General features: G+C 63.0%; 25 protein-coding genes and 2 pseudogenes. 15 read left to right on the top strand and 12 right to left on the bottom strand.

Annotation, left to right across the window (positions count from 1 at the left end; genetic code table 11):
- Window positions 1-157 precede the first annotated feature (157 nt).
- Window positions 158-1,675, bottom strand: a complete 1,518-nt coding sequence (locus HU764_RS21830) for a nucleobase:cation symporter-2 family protein (protein WP_033694267.1) — start codon at window positions 1,673-1,675, stop codon at window positions 158-160.
- 265 nt (window positions 1,676-1,940) lie between these two features.
- Window positions 1,941-2,303 (bottom strand): PilZ domain-containing protein, encoded by a 363-nt coding sequence (locus HU764_RS21825; RefSeq protein ID WP_099455305.1) that lies wholly within the window; start codon window positions 2,301-2,303, stop codon window positions 1,941-1,943.
- A 165-nt stretch (window positions 2,304-2,468) separates the two neighbouring features.
- Between HU764_RS21825 and HU764_RS21820 the strand changes: the two genes are divergently transcribed.
- From HU764_RS21820 to yjiA, 3 genes are all read left to right on the top strand, one after another.
- The gene (locus tag HU764_RS21820; RefSeq protein ID WP_012274172.1) at window positions 2,469-4,535 is read left to right on the top strand and encodes a carbon starvation CstA family protein; all 2,067 of its coding nucleotides are present in this window, start codon (window positions 2,469-2,471) and stop codon (window positions 4,533-4,535) included.
- A 17-nt stretch (window positions 4,536-4,552) separates the two neighbouring features.
- On the top strand, window positions 4,553-4,750 hold the full coding sequence (locus HU764_RS21815; RefSeq protein ID WP_027595234.1) for a YbdD/YjiX family protein: 198 nt from the start codon (window positions 4,553-4,555) through the stop codon (window positions 4,748-4,750).
- 78 nt (window positions 4,751-4,828) lie between these two features.
- Entirely contained in the window at window positions 4,829-5,806 is a 978-nt protein-coding gene (yjiA, locus tag HU764_RS21810; RefSeq protein ID WP_027595235.1) for a GTPase, read from the top strand.
- On the opposite strand, the gene HU764_RS21805 is transcribed toward yjiA, so the two are convergent.
- Window positions 5,766-7,253 carry a methylenetetrahydrofolate reductase C-terminal domain-containing protein gene (locus tag HU764_RS21805; RefSeq protein ID WP_186702472.1) on the bottom strand — a complete coding sequence of 496 codons (1,488 nt, stop codon included), beginning with the start codon at window positions 7,251-7,253 and terminating at the stop codon, window positions 5,766-5,768. The two genes, yjiA and HU764_RS21805, sit on opposite strands and share 41 nt — an antisense overlap.
- 341 nt (window positions 7,254-7,594) lie before the next feature.
- On the opposite strand from HU764_RS21805, the pseudogene HU764_RS21800 reads away from it, so the two are divergent.
- Window positions 7,595-8,647: pseudogene (locus HU764_RS21800) on the top strand (5-methyltetrahydropteroyltriglutamate--homocysteine S-methyltransferase); the annotation flags it as partial.
- 71 nt (window positions 8,648-8,718) lie between these two features.
- Window positions 8,719-9,438, top strand: a complete 720-nt coding sequence (locus HU764_RS21795; protein ID WP_186702473.1) for an SDR family NAD(P)-dependent oxidoreductase — start codon at window positions 8,719-8,721, stop codon at window positions 9,436-9,438.
- A 272-nt stretch (window positions 9,439-9,710) separates the two neighbouring features.
- Here HU764_RS21795 and HU764_RS21790 read toward each other — a convergent pair whose 3' ends face one another.
- Window positions 9,711-10,889, bottom strand: coding sequence for an acetyl-CoA C-acetyltransferase (locus HU764_RS21790; protein ID WP_186702474.1), 1,179 nt, complete (start codon window positions 10,887-10,889; stop codon window positions 9,711-9,713).
- 141 nt (window positions 10,890-11,030) lie between these two features.
- On the opposite strand from HU764_RS21790, the pseudogene HU764_RS27990 reads away from it, so the two are divergent.
- The 3 genes and pseudogenes from HU764_RS27990 to HU764_RS21780 all read left to right on the top strand — a co-directional run.
- Window positions 11,031-11,105, top strand: a pseudogene (locus HU764_RS27990) (PepSY domain-containing protein); the annotation flags it as partial.
- A 172-nt stretch (window positions 11,106-11,277) separates the two neighbouring features.
- Window positions 11,278-12,489 (top strand): enoyl-ACP reductase FabV, encoded by a 1,212-nt coding sequence (fabV, locus tag HU764_RS21785; RefSeq protein WP_186702579.1) that lies wholly within the window; start codon window positions 11,278-11,280, stop codon window positions 12,487-12,489.
- A 178-nt stretch (window positions 12,490-12,667) separates the two neighbouring features.
- Window positions 12,668-13,576 carry an alpha/beta hydrolase family protein gene (locus tag HU764_RS21780; RefSeq protein ID WP_186702475.1) on the top strand — a complete coding sequence of 303 codons (909 nt, stop codon included), beginning with the start codon at window positions 12,668-12,670 and terminating at the stop codon, window positions 13,574-13,576.
- Window positions 13,577-13,672: 96 nt separating this feature from the next.
- On the opposite strand, the gene HU764_RS21775 is transcribed toward HU764_RS21780, so the two are convergent.
- From HU764_RS21775 to HU764_RS21760, 4 genes are read right to left on the bottom strand one after another with little or no spacing between them, the layout of a single operon-like run.
- Window positions 13,673-14,014, bottom strand: a complete 342-nt coding sequence (locus HU764_RS21775) for a HopJ type III effector protein (protein WP_186702476.1) — start codon at window positions 14,012-14,014, stop codon at window positions 13,673-13,675.
- Window positions 14,007-14,303: a DUF1244 domain-containing protein gene (locus tag HU764_RS21770; RefSeq protein WP_186702477.1), complete on the bottom strand. Its 297-nt coding sequence runs from the start codon at window positions 14,301-14,303 to the stop codon at window positions 14,007-14,009. Before HU764_RS21770 ends, HU764_RS21775 begins: the two co-directional genes overlap by 8 nt.
- A 9-nt stretch (window positions 14,304-14,312) precedes the next feature.
- Window positions 14,313-15,059 (bottom strand): dihydromonapterin reductase, encoded by a 747-nt coding sequence (gene folM / locus HU764_RS21765; protein WP_186677903.1) that lies wholly within the window; start codon window positions 15,057-15,059, stop codon window positions 14,313-14,315.
- 32 nt (window positions 15,060-15,091) lie between these two features.
- Window positions 15,092-15,652: a putative antibiotic biosynthesis monooxygenase gene (locus HU764_RS21760; protein ID WP_027595251.1), complete on the bottom strand. Its 561-nt coding sequence runs from the start codon at window positions 15,650-15,652 to the stop codon at window positions 15,092-15,094.
- Between the two features lie 218 nt (window positions 15,653-15,870).
- Here HU764_RS21760 and HU764_RS21755 point away from each other — a divergent pair, with 218 nt between their 5' ends.
- Window positions 15,871-16,821, top strand: a complete 951-nt coding sequence (locus HU764_RS21755; protein WP_186677901.1) for a MerR family transcriptional regulator — start codon at window positions 15,871-15,873, stop codon at window positions 16,819-16,821.
- Here the strand turns inward: HU764_RS21755 and HU764_RS21750 are convergent.
- The gene (locus HU764_RS21750) at window positions 16,806-17,423 is read right to left on the bottom strand and encodes a hypothetical protein (RefSeq protein ID WP_027595253.1); all 618 of its coding nucleotides are present in this window, start codon (window positions 17,421-17,423) and stop codon (window positions 16,806-16,808) included. The two genes, HU764_RS21755 and HU764_RS21750, sit on opposite strands and share 16 nt — an antisense overlap.
- A 59-nt stretch (window positions 17,424-17,482) precedes the next feature.
- Window positions 17,483-17,911, bottom strand: a complete 429-nt coding sequence (locus HU764_RS21745) for a PAS domain S-box protein (RefSeq protein ID WP_027595254.1) — start codon at window positions 17,909-17,911, stop codon at window positions 17,483-17,485.
- Between the two features lie 115 nt (window positions 17,912-18,026).
- Here HU764_RS21745 and HU764_RS21740 point away from each other — a divergent pair, with 115 nt between their 5' ends.
- Window positions 18,027-18,482, top strand: coding sequence for a flavodoxin (locus tag HU764_RS21740; RefSeq protein ID WP_186677899.1), 456 nt, complete (start codon window positions 18,027-18,029; stop codon window positions 18,480-18,482).
- Between the two features lie 35 nt (window positions 18,483-18,517).
- On the opposite strand, the gene HU764_RS21735 is transcribed toward HU764_RS21740, so the two are convergent.
- Complete coding sequence (locus tag HU764_RS21735) at window positions 18,518-19,405, bottom strand: LysR family transcriptional regulator (RefSeq protein WP_186702478.1); 888 nt, start codon at window positions 19,403-19,405, stop codon at window positions 18,518-18,520.
- Between the two features lie 98 nt (window positions 19,406-19,503).
- On the opposite strand from HU764_RS21735, the gene HU764_RS21730 reads away from it, so the two are divergent.
- The 3 genes from HU764_RS21730 (at window position 19,504) to HU764_RS21720 (ending at window position 21,639) form a co-directional block, all read left to right on the top strand.
- Window positions 19,504-19,890: a CidA/LrgA family protein gene (locus HU764_RS21730; protein WP_186702479.1), complete on the top strand. Its 387-nt coding sequence runs from the start codon at window positions 19,504-19,506 to the stop codon at window positions 19,888-19,890.
- Complete coding sequence (locus tag HU764_RS21725) at window positions 19,880-20,566, top strand: LrgB family protein (protein ID WP_186702480.1); 687 nt, start codon at window positions 19,880-19,882, stop codon at window positions 20,564-20,566. Before HU764_RS21730 ends, HU764_RS21725 begins: the two co-directional genes overlap by 11 nt.
- 176 nt (window positions 20,567-20,742) lie before the next feature.
- The gene (locus HU764_RS21720) at window positions 20,743-21,639 is read left to right on the top strand and encodes an alpha/beta fold hydrolase (protein WP_186702481.1); all 897 of its coding nucleotides are present in this window, start codon (window positions 20,743-20,745) and stop codon (window positions 21,637-21,639) included.
- Between the two features lie 267 nt (window positions 21,640-21,906).
- Here the strand turns inward: HU764_RS21720 and HU764_RS21715 are convergent, their stop codons facing one another.
- Window positions 21,907-22,689, bottom strand: a complete 783-nt coding sequence (locus tag HU764_RS21715; protein ID WP_027595260.1) for an IclR family transcriptional regulator — start codon at window positions 22,687-22,689, stop codon at window positions 21,907-21,909.
- Window positions 22,690-22,853: 164 nt separating this feature from the next.
- Here HU764_RS21715 and hmgA point away from each other — a divergent pair, with 164 nt between their 5' ends.
- On the top strand, window positions 22,854-24,155 hold the full coding sequence (hmgA, locus tag HU764_RS21710) for a homogentisate 1,2-dioxygenase (RefSeq protein WP_085273948.1): 1,302 nt from the start codon (window positions 22,854-22,856) through the stop codon (window positions 24,153-24,155).
- 3 nt (window positions 24,156-24,158) lie between these two features.
- Window positions 24,159-25,451: a fumarylacetoacetase gene (gene fahA, locus HU764_RS21705; protein WP_186677889.1), complete on the top strand. Its 1,293-nt coding sequence runs from the start codon at window positions 24,159-24,161 to the stop codon at window positions 25,449-25,451.
- The last annotated feature ends 3 nt before the right edge of the window (window positions 25,452-25,454 follow it).

Raw genomic sequence — 25,454 nt, 5'->3', positions numbered from 1 at the left:
CTGCCCCCAGAAGTTGGACACCAATACAACCCTTGGGGGATCTATGGGCAAGTACACCCTGTGCGGGCTTGCCCCGCGAAGAGGCCGGTGCAGGCAAACAAAAAAGGGGAGCCGACGATGCGCATCGGCTCCCCCCGCGTAACCGCTCAATCAGCGGTCAATGCTCGGCAACCGCACTGCGCCTGGGCGCCTCGTTGCCATGCTCGTCCAGCTCCATCATCGGCACTTCATTGCCCTCGGCATCGAACAGCTTGCCCTCCTTGAAGTAGTCGCCATCGCGCAGTGCAGAGATGTCCGAGTACTGGATGGTGCGCTCGTAGGCCGCAGCGAACACCGACTGCTGGTCCGAATTACCGGCTGTGAAGTGGTTGAAGATCAGGTTCAGCAGGATGGCCATGATCGCCGCCGAGCTGATGCCGGAGTGGAAGATAGTCTCGAACCAGTTCGGGAAGTGGTGATAGAAGGTCGGTGCGGCAATCGGGATCATACCGAAGCCCAGCGACGCGGCGACGATGATCAGGTTGACGTTGTTCTTGTAGCTGACCTTGGACAGGGTCCGGATGCCGCTGGCCGCCACGGTGCCGAACAGCACGATGCCCGCGCCACCCAGTACCGGGGTGGGTACCGCGGCAATCACCCGGCCCATGATCGGCAGCAGGCCGAGCACCACCAGGATCACACCACCGGTGGCCACCACATAACGGCTCTTGACCCCGGTCACGGCCACCAGGCCGACGTTCTGGGCGAAGGCACTTTGGGTGAACGAGCCGAAGATCGGCGCCAGGATGCTCGACGCCATGTCGGCACGCAGGCCATTGCCCAGGCGCTTGGAGTCGACCTTGGTTTCAATGATGTCGCCCACTGCGAGGATGTCGGCCGAGGTTTCCACCAGGGTCACCATGATCACGATGCACATCGACAGGATCGCGGCGATGTGGAATTCCGGCATGCCGAAGTGGAACGGCGTGGGGAAGGCGAACATCGGGCCTTGGGTGACCTTGCTGAAATCGGTCATGCCCAGCGCCCAGGCGATCAAGGTGCCTACCACCATGGCCAGCAGAATCGACAGACGGGAGATGGTCGCGCTGCCCAACTTGCTCAGCAGCAAGACGATGGCGAAGGTCAGCGCCGCCAGGCCGATGTTGGCCATGCTGCCGAACTCCGGCGAGGCGCTGTTGCCGCCCATCACCCAGCGTGCGGCCACTGGCATCAGGGTCAGGCCGATGGTGGTGATGACGATGCCGGTCACCAGCGGCGGGAAGAACTTGGTGATGCGCGAAAACACGGGGGTAATCAGGAAGCCGATGAACGAGGCCGCCATGACCGCGCCCAGCACACCTGGCAGGCCACCGCCGCCCTCACTGCTGAGGATCGCGCCCATGGTTGCCACGCCAGCGAACGACACGCCCTGCACCAGCGGCAGCTGACAGCCGAAGAACGGCAGGCCCAGCGTCTGCAGCAAGGTGGCCAGGCCACCGGCAAACAACGAGGCGGCGATCAGCATGCCGATCTCGGCACCGTTCAGGCCTGCGGCCTGCCCCAGAATCAGGGGTACCGCGACAATCCCTCCATACATGGTCAACACATGCTGCAGACCATAGGCCAAGTTGGCCCCAAGGCCGAGGTTTTCATCCTCGGGGCGCTTGGCGGGAGACGTGCTAGGGGACGTAGTCATGGAGCAGGCTCTCTGCGTTTATTGTTGTGCCGCTACTGTAGACACTTCCTACAAATGATTGCCACAACAATTGTATACAATATTTTGATCGGAGCGCGAACAAGCAGGCTCGCAAGGTGTGCTAGAGCCCAATGCAGAACGCGTACCAAGTCGACAGAGGCTGTACTAGAGGGGTGTGTACAAAGCACTGCTACCCAGGCTTAAAGCTGTCTGGGTAGACAGGAAACACGGGGTGGGGAGGATGTTAGCTAGCTAAAAGATCCCATTATTCGATGAGTTCACGCAGCTCACGCATCATTTCGGTGCTGTCGGCCACGTTCAATTCCACAAGACGGTGCAAATGGGTCATCGAATCGATGTCGATGTAGAGGCAAACGAAGCCCAGGCGCGAGGGTTCTTCGTGGCGCAGTTCCACTTGCATCTCTACCCGCGTGGAAGGGTCGAGGTGGATAATTGCCTCGAAATCCTGGGTCAAGTCCGCTTCCCAGTTCGCCGGCCGTTCCACTAGCAGGCCTTTGAGTGAAACGTCCAGCAACTTCGTCGGCCAGCGCTGCAGGCCTTGGCGCAATTCGGTCGTTGCATCGAACTCGATGCGTTGAAAACGGCGGCGTTCGTCGTGATCGCTCATGGGCGGACTCTCCGGGTGACAACCTGACTATAGTGAGTATGGTAGGTACATCAGGTACCGCAATCTGGCCGCAGAGGCTCTAGACCAAAGCAAGTGTGGCAATGCGCGATGACTCGCCCTAGACTCGATAGGCGGTCTTTCCAATCCACCAGCTGGAAGCAAACCATGAACAACAATAATAGCCTGCTACGCCATATTCCGTGGCTGGCGCTGGCAGTCATAGGGGCCTGCGCGCTGGGTGTGGTTGCCCTGCGTCGCGGTGAGGCGATCAACGCCTTGTGGATCGTGGTCGCGGCAGTGGCCATCTACTTGGTCGCCTATCGCTACTACAGCCTGTTCATCGCCACCAAGGTGATGCAACTCGACCCTCGGCGCGCCACGCCGGCGGTGCTCAACAACGATGGCCTGGACTACGTCCCGACCAACAAACACATCCTGTTCGGCCACCACTTCGCCGCCATCGCTGGCGCCGGCCCGCTGGTCGGCCCGGTACTCGCCGCGCAGATGGGCTACCTGCCCGGCACACTCTGGCTGATCGCCGGTGTGGTGCTGGCCGGTGCGGTGCAGGACTTCATGGTCCTGTTCATGTCCACCCGCCGCAATGGCCGCTCGCTGGGCGACATGGTGCGCGAGGAAATGGGCCGCATCCCGGGTACCATCGCCTTGTTCGGCTGCTTCCTGATCATGATCATCATCCTCGCGGTGCTGGCGCTGATCGTGGTCAAGGCCCTGGCTGAGAGCCCATGGGGCATGTTCACGGTGATGGCGACCATCCCGATCGCGATGTTCATGGGCATCTACATGCGCTATATCCGCCCGGGCCGCATTGGCGAGATCTCGGTGGTCGGCGTAGTGCTGCTGCTGGCGTCGATCTGGCTCGGCGGCGTGATCGCTGCAGACCCGGTCTGGGGCCCGGCGTTCACCTTCACCGGCGTGCAGATCACCTGGATGCTGGTGGGTTATGGCTTCGTCGCTGCCGTGCTGCCGGTTTGGCTGGTACTGGCACCGCGTGACTACCTGTCGACCTTCCTCAAGATCGGCACCATCGTGGGCCTGGCCATCGGTATCCTGATCATCGCGCCTGAGCTGAAAATGCCGGCCCTGACCCAGTTCACCGACGGTACCGGCCCGGTCTGGAAGGGCACCCTGTTCCCGTTCCTGTTCATCACCATTGCGTGTGGTGCAGTATCGGGCTTCCATGCGCTGATCTCTTCGGGCACCACGCCCAAGCTGCTGGACAACGAAACCAACGCCCGTTACATCGGCTACGGCGGCATGCTGATGGAATCGTTCGTCGCCATCATGGCCATGGTCGCCGCCTCGGTGATCGAGCCGGGCGTGTACTTCGCCATGAACAGCCCGGCCGCCGTGGTGGGCGCCGACGTGGCGTCGGTGGCGCAGACGGTCAGCAGTTGGGGCTTCCTGATCACCCCTGAGCAGCTCGAAGCGGTCGCCCGCGACATCGGCGAGCACACCATCCTGGCCCGTGCCGGTGGTGCGCCAACCTTGGCGGTGGGTATCGCACAGATCCTTCACCAGGTGCTGCCGGGTGAAAACACCATGGCCTTCTGGTACCACTTCGCGATCCTGTTCGAAGCGTTGTTCATCCTGACCGCCGTAGACGCCGGTACCCGTGCCGGCCGCTTCATGCTGCAAGACCTACTGGGCAGCTTCGTGCCAGCCCTGAAACGCACCGAATCGTGGGGCGCCAACCTGCTCGCCACCGCCGGCTGCGTGGCACTCTGGGGCTACTTGCTGTACCAAGGCGTGATCGACCCGCTGGGTGGCATCAACACCTTGTGGCCGCTGTTCGGCATCTCCAACCAGATGCTGGCCGGTATCGCCTTGATGCTGGGTACCGTGGTGCTGATCAAGATGAAGCGCCAGCGCTACATCTGGGTGACCTTGCTGCCGGCTGTGTGGCTGCTGATCTGCACCACTGCCGCGGGCCTGATCAAGCTGTTCGACCCGAACCCGGCCGTGGGCTTCCTGGCCCTGGCCAAGAAGTACAGCACCGCCCTGGACGCTGGCCAGGTACTGGCCCCGGCCAAGGACATCGGCCAGATGCAGCACGTGATCTTCAACGCCTACACCAACGCCGGCCTGACTATTCTGTTCCTGCTGGTGGTCTTCAGCATCCTGTTCTTCGCCATCAAGGTCGGCTACGCCGCCCTCGGCCGCAAGGAACGCACCGACAAGGAAACCCCGTTCCAGGCGCTGCCTGACGCGTAAACGAGAGGACTGCAGCTATGTTCAACGACCTGGGTCGACTGGGTAAGTACCTGGGGCAGGCAGCCCGCCTGATGGTCGGCATGCCCGACTACGACAACTATGTCGAACACATGCAGAACAAGCACCCGGACAAACCGGTGATGAGCTACGAGGCGTTCTTCCGCGAACGCCAGGAAGCGCGCTACGGTGGCAAGTCCGGGCCCAAGTGCTGTTGACCCTGCAACACCTGTGAACCTGTGGGAGCCCGGGCAACCGGGCTCCCACAGTCATTTTCAGCTTCAGGAGTACATCGCGTGCAAACGCCTATCCCCGTCACTGTACTGACCGGCTTTCTGGGTGCCGGCAAGACCACCTTGCTCAAACACATGCTCAAAGCCGAGCACGGCCTGAAGATCGCCGTGATCGAAAACGAGTTCAGCGAGGCTGGCATCGACAGCCAACTGCTGGGTGACGAGCCGGTGCAAGTCATGACCCTGGCCAACGGCTGCGTGTGCTGCAGCATCCATGGCGACCTGACCCGAGCCCTGTACCTGCTGCTGGAACGCCTGGACGCTGGCGAGATCGCCTTCGACCGCCTGGTGATCGAGTGCACCGGCCTTGCCGACCCGGCACCGGTGGCACAGACCTTTTTCATCGACGAGGACCTGCGTGACCGCTACATCCTCGACGGCATCATCACCCTGGTCGATGCCGCCCATGCCGAGCTGCACCTGACCCAGGCCATCGCCCAGGCCCAGGTGGGTTTTGCCGACCGGCTGTTGCTGAGCAAGACTGACTTGGTCGAGCCTGCGGCGGTGGAGGCCTTGCGCGAGCGGCTGTCGCGCATCAACGGCCGTGCCGCTGTGCGTGTGGTCGAGCACGGGCGAATCGATTTGGCCGAGCTGCTTGATGTGCGCGGTTTCAACCTCAATACCGACTTGGGCGCCAGCCTTAAACCCACCCTGCGCCCGGTGCTCAAACCGGCCACCCCGGACCGCATCTCCACCCTGGTGCTGCGCACCGACACGCCGCTGGACATCGACCGGCTCAGCGACTTCATGAACGAACTGCTGGAAACCCATGGCAAGCAGTTGCTGCGTTACAAGGGCGTGCTGAACATTGCCGGCGAAGACCGTCGCCTGGTGTTTCAGGGCGTGCTGAAACTGTACGGCTTCGACTGGGATGCCGAGTGGGCAGCAGGCGAGGCACGCGAAAGCGTGATGGTGTTCATTGCCGACGAACTGCCCGAGGCTACGATTCGGGCTGGGTTCGAGGCTTTGAGCAAGCCTTGAGCCGCTGAGGTGCCTGAGCCGCGAACCAGGCCGGCCATGAACTGCGGTGGCGGGTTTGCACCTCGATGCACGGGATCAGGCGCTCCGTCAGCACGGCAGTCTGCCGCACGGCCTTGGCGGTGCGGTATTTGACGCTGTGGATGCACTCGCGGTCGCCGAATTCGCAGCGGTTCAGCGAGGTACCGCCGCAGGGGCCGTTGGCCAAACCTTTGGGGCAGGTTTCCGGGCAGATGTAGAGGGTGTCTTCGAGGCGGCAGCGGCCGCAGGTGTCGCATCCCAGCAATGGGCGTTTCACCGCACGTTCCACCCCGTGCAGCACGCGGGCGCCCGAGGCCGAGGCCCACAGCGGTTGGCGAACGGCCCAGCCGAATGCCTTGCTCAGCCAGTTGTTGCGGCTGAACAGCAGGGCATGGAAGGCGTGCAGCAGGTGGTAGCGCGCTTTTTCTGTGCTCGACGCGCTGACCTTCGACTCGCCCTGGCGCCAGCTCGCTGCTGGGGGGGGGAAGACCACGGCGGGCAGGCCGGGCTCCTGCCAGCTTGCGGCCCAGGCGGGCGCCCACTGTTCCTGCGAATGGAGCTGCGCTTGCCAATGTTCGAGGCGTTGTTCCAGGGCCAGCAACTGCTTGAGTTCGTGAATGCCCGACAGGTGCACACCGGCGTAACCCATCAACTTCACACCGATGACCTGCAGGGCCAGACGGTCAACGCTGCGCGCCTGTGCGTACGCCTTGGACACGGCGGCCTCGGCTTCGAGCATGTCGCGCATGGACGGGCTGACCGTCACCCCGGCCACGTGATCGAGCATGGCGGCGCGCCCGTGGGTAAGGCTCATGAGGCACGCCAGCAAAGGTTTAGGGTTGGGCTGACGGTTCATCCACGCCTGGGCTTCCTGATGCTTGCTGGCATCGAAGCCCAGTTGCAGGGTCAGAAAATCGGCCCCTGCGGCGAGTTTTTTCTCGGCTTTGAAGTACTGCGCCCCCCCTTCTTCCTCGCAGTACTTGAACGGGTTGAGCGCGGCACCCAGCAGCCAGTGCGGGCAGGCTTGGCGCGCGATCTGCAGGGCGGCCACCGATTCCAGGTAGCGCACTGGGCGTTGCCCAGGTTGATGGCCGGGCAGGCGGTCGCCGGTGAGCAGCAGTAACTGGTCCAGCCCATCGGCGTCCATGCGTTGCAGTTGCGCGAGCAAGTGGTGGCGTTCGCGGTCCTTGCCCGAGAAGTGCGGCAAAGCCGGCACGGGCGAGCTGAAGCTGGCCAGGGCGTCGAGGGGCGACATGTCCAGTGGGCTGCCAACGCGATCACCGATGGCCACCGTCATCGGCCAGCCACACAGGTGCCCGCGGGCCATGATCGCTTGCATGGCGGCGAAGCGTTCCGACGACGGCTTGGGGACGAACTCCATGACGCAGACGAAGGTTTTTTCGTGCAGCGCCGTTTTCAGCAGGCTCATGGATCGGGCACCGAATTGGGGCAGGGTGGCATTGTGCGGCAAATGGTCGAGAGGGTCATGTCCGCATGCGTAGCGCGCTGCTCTGAACAAGACATCCCCGTGCTCTGCACCGGTATTTTCGCGCGCTTCTGTGTAGGAGCAGCCTTGCGCTGCGAAGAGGCCCGTATGCCGGGTAGAGATCTATTAGCCGTAAGGGCCTCTTCGCAGCACAAGGCTGCTCCTACAGACCTCGCATGAACATGAGTAAATCTTGATTTCATCTCAAATTAAATGAGTTTGTCTCAAAGACTCGATGCCGGGAAAATTTCCCTTAATCATTTATGCGTTCTGAGGGGCAAGACATGGCACTGGCACATAACCTGGGTTTGGCGCGCATCGGCCACGATCGCGAACTGAAAAACGCCCAGGAAGCCTTCTGCAACGGTGAGCTCGACGAAGCCGGGCTGCGCGCGGTAGGCCGTGATCTGCGTGTCACCCACTGGCAGGAACAGAAAGACGCAGGTATCGACCTGCTGCCTGTGGGCGACTTCGCCTGGTGCGACCAGGTGCTCACCCACTCGTTGACCTTCGGCGTTGTGCCCGAGCGTTTGCGCAGCCACGACGGTGCCAAGCCAACCCTGCAAACCCTGTTCGCCATGGCACGTGGCCAGGAAATGACCCAGTGGTTCGACACCCACGCTTACTACCTGGTACCTGAGTTCAGCGCCGATCAGCAGTTCGCCCTGAGCTGGGAGCAGCTGTTCGAAGAGGTTGAAGAAGCCAAGGCCCTGGACCACGCGGTCAAGCCCGTGGTGATCGGCCCGCTGACCTACCTGTGGCTGGGCACCACCCAAGGCGCCGACTTCGACAAGCTGGAACTGGTCGATCGGCTGCTGCCGCTGTACGACGAAATCTTCAATCGCCTGGCCGCGCAGGGCGTCGAGTGGGTACAGATCGACGAGCCGATCCTGGTGCTCGACCTGCCGCAGGACTGGAAAAACGCCTACGAGCGCGTCTACAACATCCTGCAGCGCGCACCGCTGAAGAAACTGATCACCACCTACTTCGGTGGCCTGGAAGAAAACCTCGGCCTGGCGGCCAACCTGCCAGTCGATGGCCTGCACATCGACCTGGTGCGTGCCCCAGACCAATACCCCACCATCCTCGACCGCCTGCCCGCCTACAAGGTCCTGTCGCTGGGCTTGGTCAACGGCTATGACGACACGGCCGGCGACCTGGAAAAAGCCGTTACCGTCCTGCAGCACGCCGCCGAACGCCTGGGTGACCGCCTGTGGGTCGCGCCGTCTTGCTCGCTGCTGCACAGCTCGGTGGGCCTGGCCGTGCAGAAGTGCCAGCAAGTGGCCGTGCTGGCCAACGCCGTCAAAGCGCCAGAGGCTTTTGACGTGGCGGCTGCCTAACGCCTCCTTGCCGTGTGATGAGGTGCTTATAATGCCGGCTCGAAACGTACTCGACAGGGAGTGATGCGATGAGAGTTCTGGTAGTCGGCGCCAGCAAGGGGCTGGGCAAGGCCTTCATGGAAGGGCTGGGCAAGCCGGGCGATACGCTGATAGGTGTGTCCCGCTCGCGCCCCGAAGGGGTGGTGGTCGGCAAGGGGGTTGAGGTGCAGTGGATTGCGGCCGACCTCGGTCAGCCGGCTGCCGCCGTCGAGGCCGTCGTCCAGGCGCTGGCCGAGGGTGGGGTGGATACCCTCATCTACAACCTCGGGCTGTGGGAGGCCGAGGCGTTTTCAGAACACTACAGCTTCCTGGACGATCATGACCCAGAGCTGCAACGCATGGTCGACTGCAACATCACAGCCACTGTCCTGCTGATCAAGCGCTTGCTGCCGATGCTGCTGGAAAGCGAGAAACCACGGATTATCCTTACCGGTTCCACTTCAGGCCTGCCGCAGAGCGGGCGCCCTGAAGTGACGTTTGCTGCGTCCAAGTTCGCCCTGCGCGGGATTGCCGAGGCTTTGCGTGAGGGGTATCGCGAACAGCGCCTGGGTGTGACGTGCCTGAATTTGGGTTACCTGAACACCGAGGATGGCCTAAATGTGCCAATTGCCGACGCTGCGGCGCGGGGGGAGGGCGGGTTGATTCCGCTGCACGATGTGGTGCTGATGGTGCGGACGATGCTGGAGCTGTCGGCATCAAGTTATGTGCGCGAGTTGACCTTGCCGGCCATTGCCGATGAGCGGTTCTGAGTAAGCAGGCCTGGCCTCTTCGCGGGGCAAGCCCGCTCCCACAGGTTAAGCACAGCTCTCAAGGTTTGTGCTTTAGCTGTGGCTCCCGCAGGTTAAGCACAGCTCTCAAGGTTTGTGCTTTAGCTGTGGCTCCCGCAGGTTAAGCACAGCTCTCAAGGTTTGTGCTTTAGCTGTGGCTCCCACAGGTTAAGCACAGCTCTCAAGGTTTGTGCTTTACCTGTGGGAGCGGCTTGCCCCGCGAAGGGGCCGGGCCTGCTGGCATCAATGACTGATCAGCGCTCGATCGCCAACGCCACACCCTGGCCACCACCAATGCACAACGTGGCCAGCCCTTTCTTTGCATCACGCTTGATCATCTCGTGCAGCAAGGTCACCAGCACCCGGCACCCCGATGCCCCAATCGGGTGGCCCAGCGCAATCGCCCCACCATTCACGTTCACCCGTGCCGCATCCCATTCCAGCGCCTTGCCCACCGCCAGCGCCTGCGCGGCAAAGGCTTCGTTGGCTTCGATCAGGTCCAGGTCCGCCAGCTGCCAGCCAGCCTTGTCCAGGCAGCGCTGGGTGGCCGAGACCGGGCCGATGCCCATGATCGCCGGGTCTACGCCAGCACTGGCATAGGCCGCGATCTTGGCCAGCACCGGCAGGCCCAGGGCCTTAGCCTTGGTGGCGCTCATCAGCAGCACGGCGGCGGCGCCGTCATTAAGGCTGGAAGCATTGCCAGCCGTGACGCTGCCATCCTTTTTGAAGGCTGCGCGCAACTTGCCCAGCGATTCGGCGGTGGTGTCCGGGCGGGGCTGTTCGTCGCGTTCGAAGACCTTGGGCTCACCCTTTTTCTGCGGCATCACGATGGGGGTGATCTCGTCCTTGAAACGGCCCGCCTCAATCGCGGCCACGGCCTTGCGCTGGGACTCGGCGGCAAAGGCGTCTTGCTGCTCACGGCTGAGGCCGTACTTATCCACAAGGTTCTCGGCGGTAATGCCCATGTGGTAGTCGTTGAAGGCATCCCACAGGCCGTCGGTAATCATGCTGTCGATCAGCTGGCCGTGGCCCATGCGCTGGCCCGTGCGCGCCGAAGGCATGACGTAGGGGGCCAGGCTCATGTTTTCCTGGCCGCCGGCAATCACCACCTCGGCGTCGCCGCAGCGGATGGCCTGGGCCGCGAGGTGCAGGGCTTTGAGGCCCGAGCCGCAGACCTTATTGAGCGTCAGCGCGGGCACGTTGAAGGGCAGGCCGGCCTTGATCGCGGCCTGGCGGGCCGGGTTCTGGCCAGCGCCGGCGGTAAGCACCTGGCCGAGGATGACCTCGTCGACCTGGGCGGGGTCCAGTTGTGTCTGTTCCAGCAGCCGCTTGATCACGGCGGCGCCGAGGTCGACGGCGGGCACTGTTGCCAAGGCGCCCTGGAAGCTGCCGATGGCGGTACGGGTGGCGGCGACGATGACCACGTCGTTCATGTTGTTGTTCTCCGTGCAAGGGTGAGCGCCGCAAGGGCAGGATGCCGTCAGCATCGGTGGGTTTGGTTCATTTGTTAAGTTTGTTTTTCTTTTGGATTGATCTGGAAAACAAATGAATGACGCGGGCACGCTTGCGCTCTCCTGATCGGCAGCAGCACAGCATTCGCCGCCACCCAATGCACCACAGCCGATAAAAGCACCTGGCAAGACCCGGAAATCAAGACCGAGTACGAAGATTGAAGGCTGATGCCAACGAGCGCGCTTTTGAATCCCCCCGAATCACCCCGTAAGATGTGTCCGATAACCTGCGGGGGTAGTCTCACCCTCTGATCAATCGGAATCGCCCGTGGCGGCGCTTCCCTGGCATAAACCTGACGAGGTACAGACATTGGCCATCATTCATCCTAAGGTCCGCGGTTTCATCTGCACCACGACCCACCCGAAGGGCTGCGAGCTCAACGTCCGTGACCAGATCGAAGCCACCCGCAAGCTGGGCGTGCGCGAGGATGGCCCGAAGAAGGTCCTGGTGATCGGTGCTTCCAGCGGCTACGGCCTGGCAGCGCGCATTACCGCAGCGTTCGGCTTCAAAGCCGACACCTTGGGTGTGTTCTTCGAAAAACCAGGTACCGAGGCCAAGGCCGGTACCGCTGGCTGGTACAACTCTGCCGCGTTCGACAAGTTCGCCAAGGCCGAGGGCCTGTACAGCAAGTCGATCAACGGCGACGCCTTCTCCGATGAAGCCCGTGCCAAGGTCATCGAGCTGATCAAGAACGAAATGGGCGGCAAGGTCGACCTGGTCATCTACTCCCTGGCGTCCCCGGTGCGCAAGCTGCCGAAGACCGGTGAAGTGATCCGTTCGGCGCTCAAGCCAATTGGCCAGCCGTACAAGTCGACCGCCATCGACACCAACAAGGACACCATCATCGAGGCCAGCATCGAGCCGGCTACCGAGCAGGAAATCGCTGACACCGTCACCGTCATGGGTGGCCAGGACTGGCAGCTGTGGATCGATGCCCTGGCCGGTGCCGACGTGCTGGCCGAAGGCGCCCGCACCGTGGCCTTCAGCTACATCGGCAGCGACATCACCTGGCCGATCTACTGGCACGGCGCGCTGGGCCAGGCCAAGCAGGACCTGGACGAAACCGCACTGCGCCTGGACCAGAAACTGGCCGGCGAAGTCAAAGGCGGCGCCAACGTGGCCGTGCTGAAGTCGGTGGTCACCCAGGCCAGCTCGGCTATTCCGGTGATGCCGCTGTACCTGTCGATGGTCTTCAAGATCATGCAGGAGAAAGGCGTGCACGAAGGTACCCAGGACCAACTGGACCGCATGTACCGTGATCGCCTGTACCGCGCCGATGGCGCTGCGGCTGAGGTCGACGAGAAAGGCCGCCTGCGCCTGGACGACTGGGAACTGCGTGACGACGTACAGAACGCCTGCAAAGCGCTGTGGCCGCAAGTCACCACCGAGAACCTGTTCGAGCTGACCGACTATGCCGGTTACAAGAAGCAGTTCCTCAACCTGTTCGGCTTCGAGCGCGCTGACGTCAACTACGACGAAGACGTGGCTACCGACGTAGAGTTCGACTGCATCGAGCTGTAACCAAGGCTGAAAAGTCGGGGGCTGTACCGGCCTCTTCGCGGGGCAAGCCCGCTCCCACAGGGTATCCACTGAGCCAAAGAGCCGTGGAGACCTGTGGGAGCGGGCTTGCCCCGCGAAGAGGCCGGTACAGCCCCCGATTTTTTTGCTAGCGTTGGCGCACAACAACAGGATGTGCGCCATGAGCAGCCTCACCCAACCCGCCATCGCCTTTCGCCACACCGCAGCCGACGGCTACAGCCTCGGCGGCTTCTGCTGGCGCCACGCCCAGGCCAATCCCCAGCGCCCGCTGGTGATCATCAACGCCGCCACTTCGGTGCGTTGCCGCTACTACACGCGGTTTGCCGACTACCTGTTCGCCCAGGGCTGCGATGTGCTCACCTACGATTACCGCGGCATCGGCGAATCTCGGCCGCCAACGTTGCGTGGTTTTCAGGCGTCCTGGAGCGATTGGGGGCAGTTGGACTTCGAAGCCATGCTGACACACGCCGAACAGGCATTCCCCGGCCAGCCCATCGATGTGGTGGGGCACAGTTTTGGCGGTTGCGCAGTGGGGCTGGCGCCGTCTGCTGGCCGGGTCAGGCGGGTGGTGATGGTGGGCGCGCAGTTCGCCTACTGGCGCGATTATGCGGCGGATCAGCGCTGGCGCCTGTTCGGCAAATGGCATGTGGTGATGCCCTTGCTGACCCACGCCTTCGGCTACTTCCCCGGCAAGCGCCTCGGCTGGATGGAAGACACCCCGGCGGGCGTGGTGCACGACTGGACTACCCGTACGCCACGCTACGAGCACCGGCCAAGCGGGCGCAGGTTGCAGAGGGTGCCGTTTGCGCACGTCCAGGCGGCGACGCTGGCGATCAGCCTCACCGATGACCCATTCGGCACCGAGGCGGCGACAGAGCGGTTGCTAGGGTATTTGCAGGGGGCCGAGCGCCAGCACCTGCGCATTGCGCCTGTGGATATCTCGGTCGAGGAAATAGGCCATTTCGCGTTTTTCCATGACCGCTTTCGCGAGCGCTTGTGGCCGATTGCGCTGGCATGGCTGCAGTGCGGTGAATTGCCGCCGAACAGGCCGGGGCAGATCATCAGCTGATTGCCCCTCACAGGGCCTGGGCAATATCTGAGGCCTGTGCTGCCCCTGTAGGAGCTGGCTTGCCTGCGAAAGGGCCGCACAGCGGCCCCAGCAATCTCAAGCCTTGCGCGAAAGCGGCTGCGCGGTAAATTTCACACCCGCCAGGCCATGCTCGATCAGCGCCCGGATATTGCCATGGTCACTGCCCTCTGGCGTGGCCACGACATCGCGATAATGCTCACCAAAGGCCAGCAGGGCCTCTTCATCGCTCAAGCCTTCCAGCAGGGCCAGGCCCAGGGTCTTGCACGAGCCTTCGTTCTGCCCTGCGGCGTTTTCCACACCGCCGTTGTTGAAGGCTTGCGGCTGGTAGCTGTAGTGGGCGGCGATAAAGGCCAAGGTGTCGGCAAAGAGGTGTTCGCCGCTGGCCAGGCTGGCGCGCAGGGTGTTCAGATCAGTCACGAGGTTTTCCTTTTTCGAACGCCGCTTGTTGTTCGGCGCTGGCTTCTTTCTGGTGTTGGGCTTTCCACTCGGCGTAGGGCATGCCGTACACCGCTTCGCGGGCGTCATCCAGGCTCAGGTCGACCTGACGCTCGTCAGCCGCGGCCTTGTACCACTTGGACAGGCAATTACGGCAGAAACCGGACAGGTTCCTCAGGTCGATGTTCTGCACGTCGGTTCGTTTCTGCAGGTGTTCGACCAGGCGCCGGAACGCGGCGGCTTCGAGTTCGAGCTGTTGTTGCGGGGTCATGGGCTTCTCTCAGGTCATGCGATTCTTCAGGTGGCGGCCACCGTTGATGACCACCTGGCTACCGGTACTGTACTGGCTTTCGAGCAGGTATTTGACCGTCTCGATCAGCGGGCCGGCGCCGGGTTCGAATTCCAGCAGGGCCTTTTTCAAGGTCTGCTGGCGGTAGGCTTCATCGCCCCCTTCCTTGAGGATCAGCAGCCCAGGCAGGATACCGTTGACGTGCACCTGGGGCGCATATTTTTCGGCGAACGACAGCACCATGTTCTGCAGCGCGGCTTTGGTGGCGGCGTAGCCGATGTGGCTCTTGCTGCCCCGCGAAGACGTTTCGTCGCAGATGTGGATGATGTCGGCTTTGCCCGCGCTGCCGGCCTTGCCGAGCATCTCGCCCAGGGCCAGGTTGAGGTGGTAGGGCGCTTCGACGTGCAGGCGGAACATGGTGTCGAGGTTGGCCAGGCCATCGTCGAGCCACAGCGAGGCGTTGTGAATGATCGCGCGCAAGCCGTCGTAGTTGCCTTGCAGGTAGTCGATAAGCGCCTGGCGGTCGGCGGCCAGGCACAGGTCAGCCTGGAACTGCACGATGTTGGGGTGTACGGACTGCGGCTGGAGGCTGCGGCTGGCACTGATCACAGTATGGCCGGCCTGGGCCAGTTCGAGGGCAAGGGCCAGCCCGACGCGCTGGCTGGCTCCGGTAACGAGAATTGGGCTGTTCATGTTCGGGGCGGTCAACTTGTCTGTCCTTTCGTTGCCGCCCAGCATACCCGAACTGTTTCCCTCTTGTAGACCAGCCCTCAGCGGCTGCGCAGCGCTGCTGGGGTGGGCGCAGCAGGGTTCAGCCAGCCGGCCAGCAAGCGGGTGGAGAGGGGGATGAACAGGTAGACCATCACTGGCGTCAGGGCCAGGGTACTGAGCATCACCCGTGGTACCAGGTCGAGGCCTGCCAGCCAATGGCCGAACAGCAGGTTGAACAGCAACGACACGGGGAAAAAGGCCAGCCAGATGGCGACGGCCTGCTTCCAGCGCGGCGGTTTTTGCACCGTATGGGTGCCAAACCAGTCATCGATACCACTGACACGCGCCTCTTTGGGGCGCTCGAACAGCCCGTTGCCACGTTGCAGCCAGGCCTTGCGCGAAGCGGAGTGCTCCCAGGCGTGCAGGGTAGGTTCGTCGCTGAAGCGGAAGATGATCTGGAATTCATCGCTGTCACGGGGTGGTGCCAGGATGCCGGAGCCGAGGTAGCCGGGGAAGTCGGTGGCCAGTTGCTCGCCTTCATGGAGCCAGGTCAGCAGGTCCTGGTAGCGGCCATGGGCGGCGCGGCGCGACACCATCAAGGTGACGGGTGGGGTAGACATCGTGTATCTCCTGGCGACGGGGCTGGCGGGTAGCTGGCCCCTTGGCTGCGTCGCCCGGGGTGGTGGGCGACGCCAGCGTGCATGCAAGAATCGGGCGCGAATTATCGCGATATTGCAATGTTCGGCAAGTGTTGGCTGGCAAACGGTTGTTAACCGGCGGCCTATGCTGTCGTAGTAACATACAAGTTCAACTTCGGCACACAGGGTACAAAGTGCAGATGAACAAACAGGGACGTAGCTCGGCAGTCGATGCGGGCCTGGAACATCAGGAGCTGTTCCCGATTCGGGAAGTCTCCCGACTGACAGGCGTCAACCCGGTCACCTTGCGCGCCTGGGAGCGTCGCTACGGCCTCATTCAACCAACCCGCACCGCCAGTGGCCATCGTCTGTACTCCCAGGCTGATATCGACGATATCCGCAGCATCCTGGGCTGGCTGGAGCGCGGCGTGGCGGTGAGCAAGGTGGGTAGCATCCTGGTGCGGTGCCAGGCGCAGGTGCAGCAAAGCAGCGACCTGATGAATGTGCGCCTGGCCTGGCAGCAGCAGATTCTCGAGGCGGTGCAGCGCTTCGACAGCGCGAGCCTTCACCGTTTGTTCGATCAGGTGTTAGCTGGCCATCCCCTGGATCAAGTGTTCGGCGATATCTTCATGCCGGTGTGGCACGACCTGGCAGCAGGCCAGGGTGGTTACGGTCCGCGGGCCTTTGGGCAGGCCAGCGCATGGCTGTTTCTGGATCAGTTCTTGCGCGGGCGAGTGTTCGTGCGACTTCAACTGGCGCGCATGGCCCGCAGCCGCACGGTGTTGCTGGCACCCTTGCCGGGGCCATGTCACGAACTGGAGCTGCTGGTGACCGCCTTGTTGCTGGGCAGCGACGAGGTGGGGGTGAGCTTGTTGGCGCCTGGGCAACCCCTGCAGGAGCTGATGCTGATCTGCGAGCGTCTCAAGCCTGATGCCTTGGTGTTGTTCTCCAATCAGGCGCCCACCGTGGAATTGAGCAAACGCCTCGAGCGCTTGGTGGTTGGCCTGGAATGCCCGTTATTGCTTGCCGGTGAAGTGGCCGAGCTGGCCCAGGACAGCCTGGCAGGCAGCCCGGTGGCCTGCCTGGGGGCAGAGAGCAGCGTGATGCGTCAGCGGTTGCGGCAGTTTCTGGCCGGTCAGCTCGACACCTGACTGTGCAGCTCTGGGTGCGCCTGACGATGGGCTTGCAGGATATAGCCGCGCAGGCGCTCGATTTCTTCGACCGGGCTGCGGCTTAAATCGTAGGCCGCCAGGTCAGGGCCAATGCGTCGGCGCAGCACCCCGTGCAGCTCGATGGGGGCAATGCCGGCCGGTGCGAAATGCAACTCGAAACGTGCAGGGGCTTGCGCCAGGTCGCGGATCTCGACCAGCGCGCCCTTGAACGAAATTTCGCGAACCCACAGGCCGCTCGGCTGATCGTGTGTATCCAGCAACGCGCTTGGTTGGTCCATGGACAAGCGCCATGGGCGTAGCATCGGGCCGTCTTCGTAGATTTCCGGTGAGCCCAGCTGCAGGTGCAGGGCATGGAACTCGTCTTCCACCAGTTGCAGCGGAAAGCTGATCTGCTGGTTGTTGAACTGCGCCTGCAAGGTTACCTGCTCGTTGGCCACCAAACGGGTGAGCAAGGTCTGGATCCGGCGGTCGCCATTGACCAGCAGGCTGGACATCGAGTCAGCCAGGTTCAGTTGTGGCGAATGCTGCATGTTCTGTATGAAATCCAGCTCGTCCTGGGTCAGGAGCGCATCTGCTTGCATGATCGAACTCGGAGGTGGCGATTTCTTCAACGGGATTGACCGTGCGTAGCGCGTTTGGTTCAGGAGCGTAGGTCGTTTTTCGGACGCGCGCACATTTCGGCCAGTTCGCGTTCCAGCTCGACCTGGCGGCTGACGTCCTTCTGGATACCGATGAAGTAGGTGCGTTGGTCGGCGTCGCTTTTCACCGGTGTGATCGACAACTCGTTCCAGAACGCGCTGCCGTCTTTGCGGTAGTTGCGCAGCACCTCTCGGCATGGCCGGCCTTCGGCCAAGGCTTTGCGAATGCGCGCACGGCCGAGCTGGTCGCGGTCACTGCCCTGCAGGAAGCGGCAATCCTGATAAAGAATGTCGTCACGGGTGTAGCCGGTCAGGCGTTCGAAGGCGGCGTTCACGTAGATCAGGATGGTGTCTTCGCCTTCCTGTTCAGCGACCACGATCCCGTCATTGGACGCATCGACCATGGATTGCAGCAGTTGCGCGTTGATCATGTTCGGGCCATTGGGCGAAGAGGCAGGGGGGCTGGTACTTAGGTAGGGGCGGCCTTTTGCCAGCGTTGAATGCTAGTATCCTACGTTTTCACTCAGTTTCGGAATCCTCTTCCCGATGAAAGTCGCCATTATTTCCGGGTCGGTGTACGGCACCGCCGAAGAAGTCGCCCGTCATGCCGAATCGTTGCTCAAGGCCGCAGGTTTTGAGGCCTGGCATGCTGCACGTGCCACCCTGCAGGACCTTGAAGGTTTTGCACCGCAGGCTTTTCTGGCGGTGACTTCGACCACCGGCATGGGCGAGCTGCCGGACAACCTCATGCCGCTGTATAGCACCCTTCGCGATACCTTGCCCGCCGCCTGGCGTGGCCTGCCGGGCGCGGTGATTGCGTTGGGCGACGCCAGTTATGGCGATACCTATTGCGGCGGCGGCGAGCAGATGCGTGAGTTGTTCGCTGAGTTGGGGGTACGTGAAGTGCAGCCGATGCTGCGCCTGGATGCCAGCGAAACGGTGACCCCGGAAGCCGATGCCGAACCGTGGTTGGCAGAATTTGCCCAGGCGCTGAAGGCCTGACGCGTGTAGGAGCGGCGCAAGGCCGCTCCTACAGGTCAGCGCTGCACCTCACACTCACGCAACAACGCTAGCCACGCCTGCGCCGCCCGTGACAGGTACGCCCCCCGCCGCCAGATGAATGCGATATCCCAACGCAGGTCGTCCGGCGATTGCAGCGCCAAGCGCACCACCCCAGGGCGCTCCAGCGCCTTTGCCACCACACGGGGCAGCAACACCACGCCTTGGCCGGCTGCCACCAACGCCACCAGGAAGTCCGCCTGGCCACTGCGCCCGCCTTCTTTCGGGGTAAAACCCTGCTGCTGGCAGGCCTTGAGCAGCCGGTCATTAAGCACGAAGCTGCGCTGATACAGCAGAAAAGGCGTATTGGCCAGTTGCCGCAAATGCACGCCAGCCTCCCCAGCCAGCGCATGCCCGGCCGGTAGCAGGGCATCGAGTGGCTCGTTGCAAAATGGCTGGAACGCGAAGGCTTCGTCACTGGGCGTCAGGCTGCCACCGAGCTCCAGCTCGCCGCTGCGCACCGCCTGCTCGACGCTGCGGCTGCCGCCTTCGAGCAATTGAATCGAGATGTTGGGGTAGCGTCGCCGGTATTCAGCGAACAGGCCGGCGAACAAGGCGTCACTGCCCAGTATCGGCAAGCCCAGGCGCAATTCGCCGCGTGCCATCTGGCCGAGGTCATCCAGTTCGCTGAGCAATGCCTGGCGCTGGCGCAACAACGCTTCGCCGCGCTCTAGCACGATGCGCCCGGCGGCGGTCAGGTGCAGCTGCGAAGCCTGCCGCTCAAGCAGTGGCTGGCCTACATCTTGCTCCAGCTGAGCCACTTGCTTGCTTACCGCCGACTGGCTGATGTGCAGGGTCTGCGCCGCTTGGGTAAAGCCCCCGCGGTGCACCACTTCGATGAAGCTGCGCAGTTGTTTGAATTCCATGGTCGCAATTCCGTTTTGGAATGCTGATCAGTCTAACAATTCGCTTCTGGCCTAGGCAGGCAAATCTTTAAATGAGGGCCTGTCGAGGAAGTACCCCCATGAAACCCGCGTTAGTGAAAAAAGCCCTGCGCCTACTCGTCGAGCTGGCGATCCTGTTTGCCTTGTTCCTGCTCGGTGGCCAGCTGGCTGTGTGGCTCGGCTGGCCCATCCCCGGTGGCGTGATGGGGCTGGCGCTGCTTCTGCTGCTGTTCGCCAGCGGTGTGGTCAAGCCGGCCACGTTGCAGCTGGGCGCCGGCTGGCTGATGGCAGAAATGCTGCTGTTCTTCATTCCGGCGCTGATGAGCCTGCTCGATTACGGCACCCTGGTGCGCGAGGAAGGCTGGCGCATCCTGCTGGTGATTGCCGTGAGCACGCTGATGGTCATGGTGGTGACTGCGCTCACCGTCGAACTGGTGTGCCGCTGGAGGCTGCGCCATGAGCCTTGAACCCATGCCGCTGTTCTGGTTGGCGCTGACCCTGCTGGCCTACCTGGGCAGCCGCTGGCTGTACCGGCGCAGCGGGCGCTACCTGCTGTCGCCGCTGATCCTGGTCCCTGCGCTGCTGCTGGCGGTGGCCGTGCCGTTGCACACCGCTTATGCCGAGTACGCGCGCAACACCCATTGGCTGATGGGCGTGCTGGGCCCGGTCACCGTGGCATTCGCGGTGCCCATCTGGCAGCAGCGGGCTATGTTGGCGCGCCACTGGCCGGCATTGCTGATGGGTATGCTGGCCGGCAGCACCGCTTCGATCGCCAGCTCCTGGGGGCTGGCTCACCTGTTGGCGCTGGACAATGCAATCAGCCTGTCGCTGGTGCCGCGCTCAATCACCACGCCGTTCGCCATGCCGCTGGCCCACGACCTCGGCGGCGTGCCGGAACTGACCGCGGTATTCGTGATGTTCACCGGGGTACTTGGCGCGATGTTCGGCGGGTTGCTGCTGCGTTGGTTGCCCTTGCGCACACCCTTGGCGCGGGGTGCGTTGTTCGGGGTCGGGGCGCATGGTGCTGGGGTCAGCAGGGCCCAGGAAGTGGGCCGCGAAGAAGGCTCCGTGGCCGGCTTGGTCATGGTCCTGACCGGGCTGCTGAACCTGTTCGCCGCACCGCTGCTGGCCATGCTCCTCTGACCGTTCGTGCCACTGACTCGCAAGGTCATCAAGCTGGCTGGCAACGCAAGTTTCAGCCCATGGGCGGCTGGCTAGACTCTGCCTCGACATAGAGAGCACATGTAAGTGCCGAGGTGACATGCAATGAGCGCAGCCTTGCCCTATTCCGTCAACACAACTTCACCGGGACCGATCTGATGCCTTTGGCCGAGATTCCATTGTGCGTCTGGCGTACCCGGGGACAGAGTTTTACCTTCCGGGGCCAGAGCATCCGCTACTGGACCGCAGGGCAAGGAGAGCCCCTGCTTCTGTTACATGGCTTCCCCACTGCCAGTTGGGACTGGCACTACCTGTGGGCGCCGCTGGCCCAGCGTTTTCGGCTGATCGCCTGCGACATGCTGGGCTTTGGCGACTCCGCCAAACCGGTCAATCACGCTTACAGCCTGATGGAACAGGCCGACCTTCAGCAAGCGTTGCTCGCCCACCTTAAGGTCAACCAGCCTGTGCACCTGATGGCCCATGACTACGGCGGCAGCGTGGCCCAGGAGCTGCTGGCGCGGCACCACGAACAGCGCGCGGACATCGCCAGCTGCGTGTTTCTCAACAGTGGGCTGTTCCCCGAAAGCTGCCGCATGCTGCTGATCCAGAAGCTGCTGCTCAGCCGCCTGGGCTGGTTGGTAGGGCGCTCGTTCGGGCGTGACGACCTGGTGCGCAACGTGACCCAGGTTTATGGCCCCTGCACCCACCCCAGTGAAAGCGCACTGGACGATTGCTGGAGCCTGATCGCCGCCAACCGTGGCACGCGCATTTTGCACAAGCTGGCCGGCTACTGGCCGGAGCGCACCCTGCACCGCGAGCGTTGGGTGGGCGCGTTGCAACGTGACGGGGTGCCCTTGCGCTTCATCAACGGCGTGGTCGACCCGGTTTCCGGTGCGCGCATGGTCGAGCGTTACCGGCAACTGGTGCCGGAGCCCGATACCGTGCAATTGCAGGGTATTGGCCATTACCCGCATACCGAAGCACCGATGCAGGTATTGCGGCATTACCTGGCCTTTCGTGAGCAGCCGCTGAGTTTTTTGCAGTGCCTGGCATGAGTTTTAGCGCCATACCCTCGGCGTCCCTAACGCTATCACCTAACAACCACTAGGCAAAAAAAAGGCCGCTGCAATCGCAGCGGCCAATCGAGACGTTAGATCAAGGAGCTTCAAAATCTACGTCGGTGAACCTCGCGGGCCTGAAGGGCGGGGGGGGGTAGTGCCCTTCATGCCGGCCAGTGAGTTAAGAATAAGCGCTTGATCCTGTAGGAAAAATAGCCGCTTACGACATTCACCTTTACGTTTCGGGCAACAGTGGCCACCCGCTCACCCTTCAGCCGCGTACCCCATCCGCCAACTGGTATCACGCGCTGCAGCCAGCAGCCGCTGCGCCGCAGGCCCGTGCTCGTCGGCATGGAAAATCGACGTCGGGCCGACCACGGTCATCACCGCAGCGATCTGCCCCAGAGCGTTGAATACCGGTGCAGACAGCGCATCCACACCCGGCATCAACAGGCCATGCACATGGTGCAGGCCACGTTCACGGATGCCCTCCAGCACGGCCGCATAATCGCTGGCGCTGTGCTGCAGCGCTGCCAGCTCCCGGTCGCGCAACTCGTCAGTTTCGCGTGCCGGCAGGTAGGCGGCGAACACCAGGCCGGTGGACGAACTGAGCAGCGGCAGCACCGACCCGATCTGGGTCACCACCGTAACTGCACGCACAGCAGGCTCGATGCTAACCACGGTCGCACCCTGATTGCCCCAGACGGCAATGAAGCAGCTCTCGTTCAACTCATCGCGCAGCTGCGACAACGGCAGCGCCGCAATCTTCAGCACATCGATGCTGCCCAATGCCGCCAACCCCACGCGCAACGCCTCACGCCCCAGGCCATAGTGGTTGGTGGCCGCATCCTGTTCGGCAAAGCCGCTGGCAATGAGCGCCTGCAGGTAGCGGTGCACCTTGCTGGCCGGCATCTGCACATGCTCCGCCAGGCGTGACAGGGACGTGGAGGGGGAGAGTTCGGCGAGTGCCTTGAGGATATCGGTGCCGACTTCCGCCGAGCGGACCTTCTGCTTGCCGTTATCGGTGGGTGAGCTGGCTTTGGCCATGGGCATAGGTATCCGGATTCGTCGAGTCGCGCCTTTATAGCTTGACGCCTTGTCCGTAGCAAATTACGTTATTCGTAATCTGATTACGATAAAAACAATGCAGACGTGCTGCCACCCCAGCAGCCAGCTGCCAGCAACGGCTCTGCCAGAGCCCGGAGGCATCGATGAACCGCGACACGTCCCCCGACCTTCACTACCTGAGCGGCTTCGGCAACGAGTTCGCCAGCGAAGCACTGCCAGGTGCATTGCCGGTCGGGCAGAATTCGCCGCAGAAAGCCCCCTACGGCTTGTATGCCGAACTGCTTTCGGGCACGGCGTTCACCATGACCCGCAGTGAGTTGCGCCGCACCTGGCTGTACCGCATCCGCCCGTCTGCACTGCACCCACGCTTCGAGCGCCTGGCACGTCAGCCGCTGAGTGGGCCGCTGGGCGCCGTCACCCCAAACCGCCTGCGCTGGAACCCGCAACCCATCCCTGCCGAGCCCACCGATTTCATCGAAGGCTGGGTGCCGATGGTGGCCAACGCGCCCGCAGATAAACCGGCGGGCGTGAGCATCTACATCTACAGTGCCAACCGCTCCATGGAACGGGTGTTCTTCAATGCCGACGGTGAACTGCTGCTGGTGCCGGAACAGGGCCGCCTGCGCATCGCTACCGAGCTTGGGGTCATGGACGTCGAGCCGCTGGAAATCGCTGTGATCCCACGGGGCATGAAGTTTCGCGTCGAGCTGCTCGATGGCCAGGCGCGTGGCTACCTGGCCGAAAACCACGGCGCGCCGCTGCGCATTCCGGACCTCGGGCCCATCGGCAGCAATGGCCTGGCCAACCCGCGTGACTTCCTCACGCCGGTGGCGCATTACGAAGAAGCCGAGGGCCCGGTGCAACTGGTGCAGAAGTTCCTCGGCGAACACTGGGCTTGCGAGTTGCAGCATTCGCCGCTGGACGTGGTCGCCTGGCATGGCAGCAACGTGCCCTACAAATACGACCTGCGCCGCTTCAACACCATCGGCACGGTCAGCTTCGACCACCCGGACCCGTCCATCTTCACCGTGCTGACGTCGCCCACCAGCGTGCATGGCCTGGCCAACATGGACTTCGTGATCTTCCCGCCGCGCTGGATGGTGGCCGAGAACACCTTCCGTCCGCCATGGTTCCATCGCAACCTGATGAACGAGTTCATGGGCCTGATCCAGGGTGCCTACGATGCTAAGGCCGAGGGTTTCCTGCCGGGCGGGGCTTCGCTGCACGGGGTGATGAGCGCCCATGGCCCCGACGCCGAGACTTGCGACAAGGCCATCGCCGCCGACCTCGCGCCGCACAAGATCGACAACACCATGGCCTTCATGTTCGAGACCAGCCAAGTGCTGCGCCCGAGCCGCCATGCGCTCGAATGCCCGCAATTGCAGGCCGACTACGATAGTTGCTGGGCCACCTTGCCGAGCACCTTCAACCCGAACCGGAGATAACCCATGAACCAGACCGCCATTACCCGTAGCTGGGTCGAGCATGCCAACGGGCACAGCGATTTCCCGCTGCAAAACCTGCCGTTGGGCATCTTCAGCCGGCCGGGTGAAGCGCTGCGCTGCGGCGTGGCCATCGGCGATGCCATCCTTGACCTGGAAGCGGTGCTCGCTGCGGGGTTGTTCGATGGCGAGGCCAAGGCTGCGGTGGAGGCTACCCGCGGTGGTGCGCTGAACGCCTTCTTCGCCCTCGGCCGTGGCGCCCGTGTCGCCCTGCGTGAGCGCCTGCTGGCGCTGCTCGGCGAACACAGCGAACACCAGTCGGCGTTGAAAGCGGCGCTTTACCCCGCCGCGGATTGCCAACTGCATGTGCCCGCCAAGATCGGTGACTACACCGACTTTTATGTCGGCATCGAACACGCCAAGAACGTCGGCAAGCTGTTCCGCCCGGACAACCCGCTGCTGCCCAACTACAAGCATGTGCCGATCGGTTACCACGGTCGCGCTTCGACCATTCGCCCCTCCGGTACCGATGTGCGCCGCCCCAAAGGCCAAACCCTGCCGGCCGGGCACACCGAGCCAAGCTTCGGGCCCTGCGCGCGCCTGGACTACGAGCTGGAGCTGGGTATCTGGATTGGCCAGGGTAACGATATGGGCGAGTCGATCCCGGTGGGTGATGCCGCCGAGCACGTCGCCGGCTTCTGCCTGCTCAACGACTGGTCGGCGCGTGATATCCAGGCCTGGGAATACCAGCCACTGGGGCCGTTTTTGTCCAAGAGTTTCATTACCAGCATTTCGCCCTGGGTGGTGACGGCCGAGGCCCTGGAGCCGTTCCGCACTGCGCAGCCGGCGCGCCCGCAAGGCGATCCGCAGCCGCTGTCCTACCTGCTGGATGCACGTGACCAGGCCAAGGGTGCGTTCGATATCGAACTGGAAGTGCTGCTGCTGACCGAGCGCATGCGCGAGCAAGGCATTGCGGCTCACCGGCTGACCCTGAGCAACACCCGCAGCATGTACTGGACCGTGGCGCAGATGGTTGCCCACCACAGCGTCAACGGTTGCCAACTGCAACCGGGCGACCTGTTCGGTTCGGGCACGCTGTCGGGGGCAACGCCAGGCTCTTTTGGCAGCCTGCTAGAGATCACCGAGGGCGGCAAGCAGCCGGTGGAGCTGGCCAGCGGTGAGGTGCGCAAGTTCCTCGAAGACGGCGACGAAATCATCCTGCGTGCCCGTTGCACGCGTGATGGCGTGGCCAGCATCGGCTTCGGCGAATGCCGCGGCAAAGTCATCGCAGCCAACTGAGGG

It is taken from the genome of Pseudomonas kermanshahensis, assembly GCF_014269205.2.
GTDB lineage: Bacteria > Pseudomonadota > Gammaproteobacteria > Pseudomonadales > Pseudomonadaceae > Aquipseudomonas > Aquipseudomonas kermanshahensis.
Note: the sequence above shows the minus strand (reverse complement) of the source record. Positions and strands in the feature narration are given on the sequence as shown.

What these genes read in the sequence shown, in the direction of transcription:
- HU764_RS21830 (WP_033694267.1), bottom strand. Translation starts at nt 1,675, where the DNA reads ATGACTACGTCCCCTAGCACGTCTCCCGCCAAGCGCCCCGAGGATGAA.
- HU764_RS21825 (WP_099455305.1), bottom strand. Translation starts at nt 2,303, where the DNA reads ATGAGCGATCACGACGAACGCCGCCGTTTTCAACGCATCGAGTTCGAT.
- HU764_RS21820 (WP_012274172.1), top strand. Translation starts at nt 2,469, where the DNA reads ATGAACAACAATAATAGCCTGCTACGCCATATTCCGTGGCTGGCGCTG.
- HU764_RS21815 (WP_027595234.1), top strand. Translation starts at nt 4,553, where the DNA reads ATGTTCAACGACCTGGGTCGACTGGGTAAGTACCTGGGGCAGGCAGCC.
- HU764_RS21805 (WP_186702472.1), bottom strand. Translation starts at nt 7,253, where the DNA reads ATGAGCCTGCTGAAAACGGCGCTGCACGAAAAAACCTTCGTCTGCGTC.
- HU764_RS21795 (WP_186702473.1), top strand. Translation starts at nt 8,719, where the DNA reads ATGAGAGTTCTGGTAGTCGGCGCCAGCAAGGGGCTGGGCAAGGCCTTC.
- HU764_RS21790 (WP_186702474.1), bottom strand. Translation starts at nt 10,889, where the DNA reads ATGAACGACGTGGTCATCGTCGCCGCCACCCGTACCGCCATCGGCAGC.
- HU764_RS21780 (WP_186702475.1), top strand. Translation starts at nt 12,668, where the DNA reads ATGAGCAGCCTCACCCAACCCGCCATCGCCTTTCGCCACACCGCAGCC.
- HU764_RS21770 (WP_186702477.1), bottom strand. Translation starts at nt 14,303, where the DNA reads ATGACCCCGCAACAACAGCTCGAACTCGAAGCCGCCGCGTTCCGGCGC.
- folM (WP_186677903.1), bottom strand. Translation starts at nt 15,059, where the DNA reads ATGCTGGGCGGCAACGAAAGGACAGACAAGTTGACCGCCCCGAACATG.
- HU764_RS21760 (WP_027595251.1), bottom strand. Translation starts at nt 15,652, where the DNA reads ATGTCTACCCCACCCGTCACCTTGATGGTGTCGCGCCGCGCCGCCCAT.
- HU764_RS21755 (WP_186677901.1), top strand. Translation starts at nt 15,871, where the DNA reads ATGAACAAACAGGGACGTAGCTCGGCAGTCGATGCGGGCCTGGAACAT.
- HU764_RS21750 (WP_027595253.1), bottom strand. Translation starts at nt 17,423, where the DNA reads ATGCAAGCAGATGCGCTCCTGACCCAGGACGAGCTGGATTTCATACAG.
- HU764_RS21745 (WP_027595254.1), bottom strand. Translation starts at nt 17,911, where the DNA reads ATGATCAACGCGCAACTGCTGCAATCCATGGTCGATGCGTCCAATGAC.
- HU764_RS21740 (WP_186677899.1), top strand. Translation starts at nt 18,027, where the DNA reads ATGAAAGTCGCCATTATTTCCGGGTCGGTGTACGGCACCGCCGAAGAA.
- HU764_RS21735 (WP_186702478.1), bottom strand. Translation starts at nt 19,405, where the DNA reads ATGGAATTCAAACAACTGCGCAGCTTCATCGAAGTGGTGCACCGCGGG.
- HU764_RS21730 (WP_186702479.1), top strand. Translation starts at nt 19,504, where the DNA reads ATGAAACCCGCGTTAGTGAAAAAAGCCCTGCGCCTACTCGTCGAGCTG.
- HU764_RS21725 (WP_186702480.1), top strand. Translation starts at nt 19,880, where the DNA reads ATGAGCCTTGAACCCATGCCGCTGTTCTGGTTGGCGCTGACCCTGCTG.
- HU764_RS21720 (WP_186702481.1), top strand. Translation starts at nt 20,743, where the DNA reads ATGCCTTTGGCCGAGATTCCATTGTGCGTCTGGCGTACCCGGGGACAG.
- HU764_RS21715 (WP_027595260.1), bottom strand. Translation starts at nt 22,689, where the DNA reads ATGGCCAAAGCCAGCTCACCCACCGATAACGGCAAGCAGAAGGTCCGC.
- hmgA (WP_085273948.1), top strand. Translation starts at nt 22,854, where the DNA reads ATGAACCGCGACACGTCCCCCGACCTTCACTACCTGAGCGGCTTCGGC.
- fahA (WP_186677889.1), top strand. Translation starts at nt 24,159, where the DNA reads ATGAACCAGACCGCCATTACCCGTAGCTGGGTCGAGCATGCCAACGGG.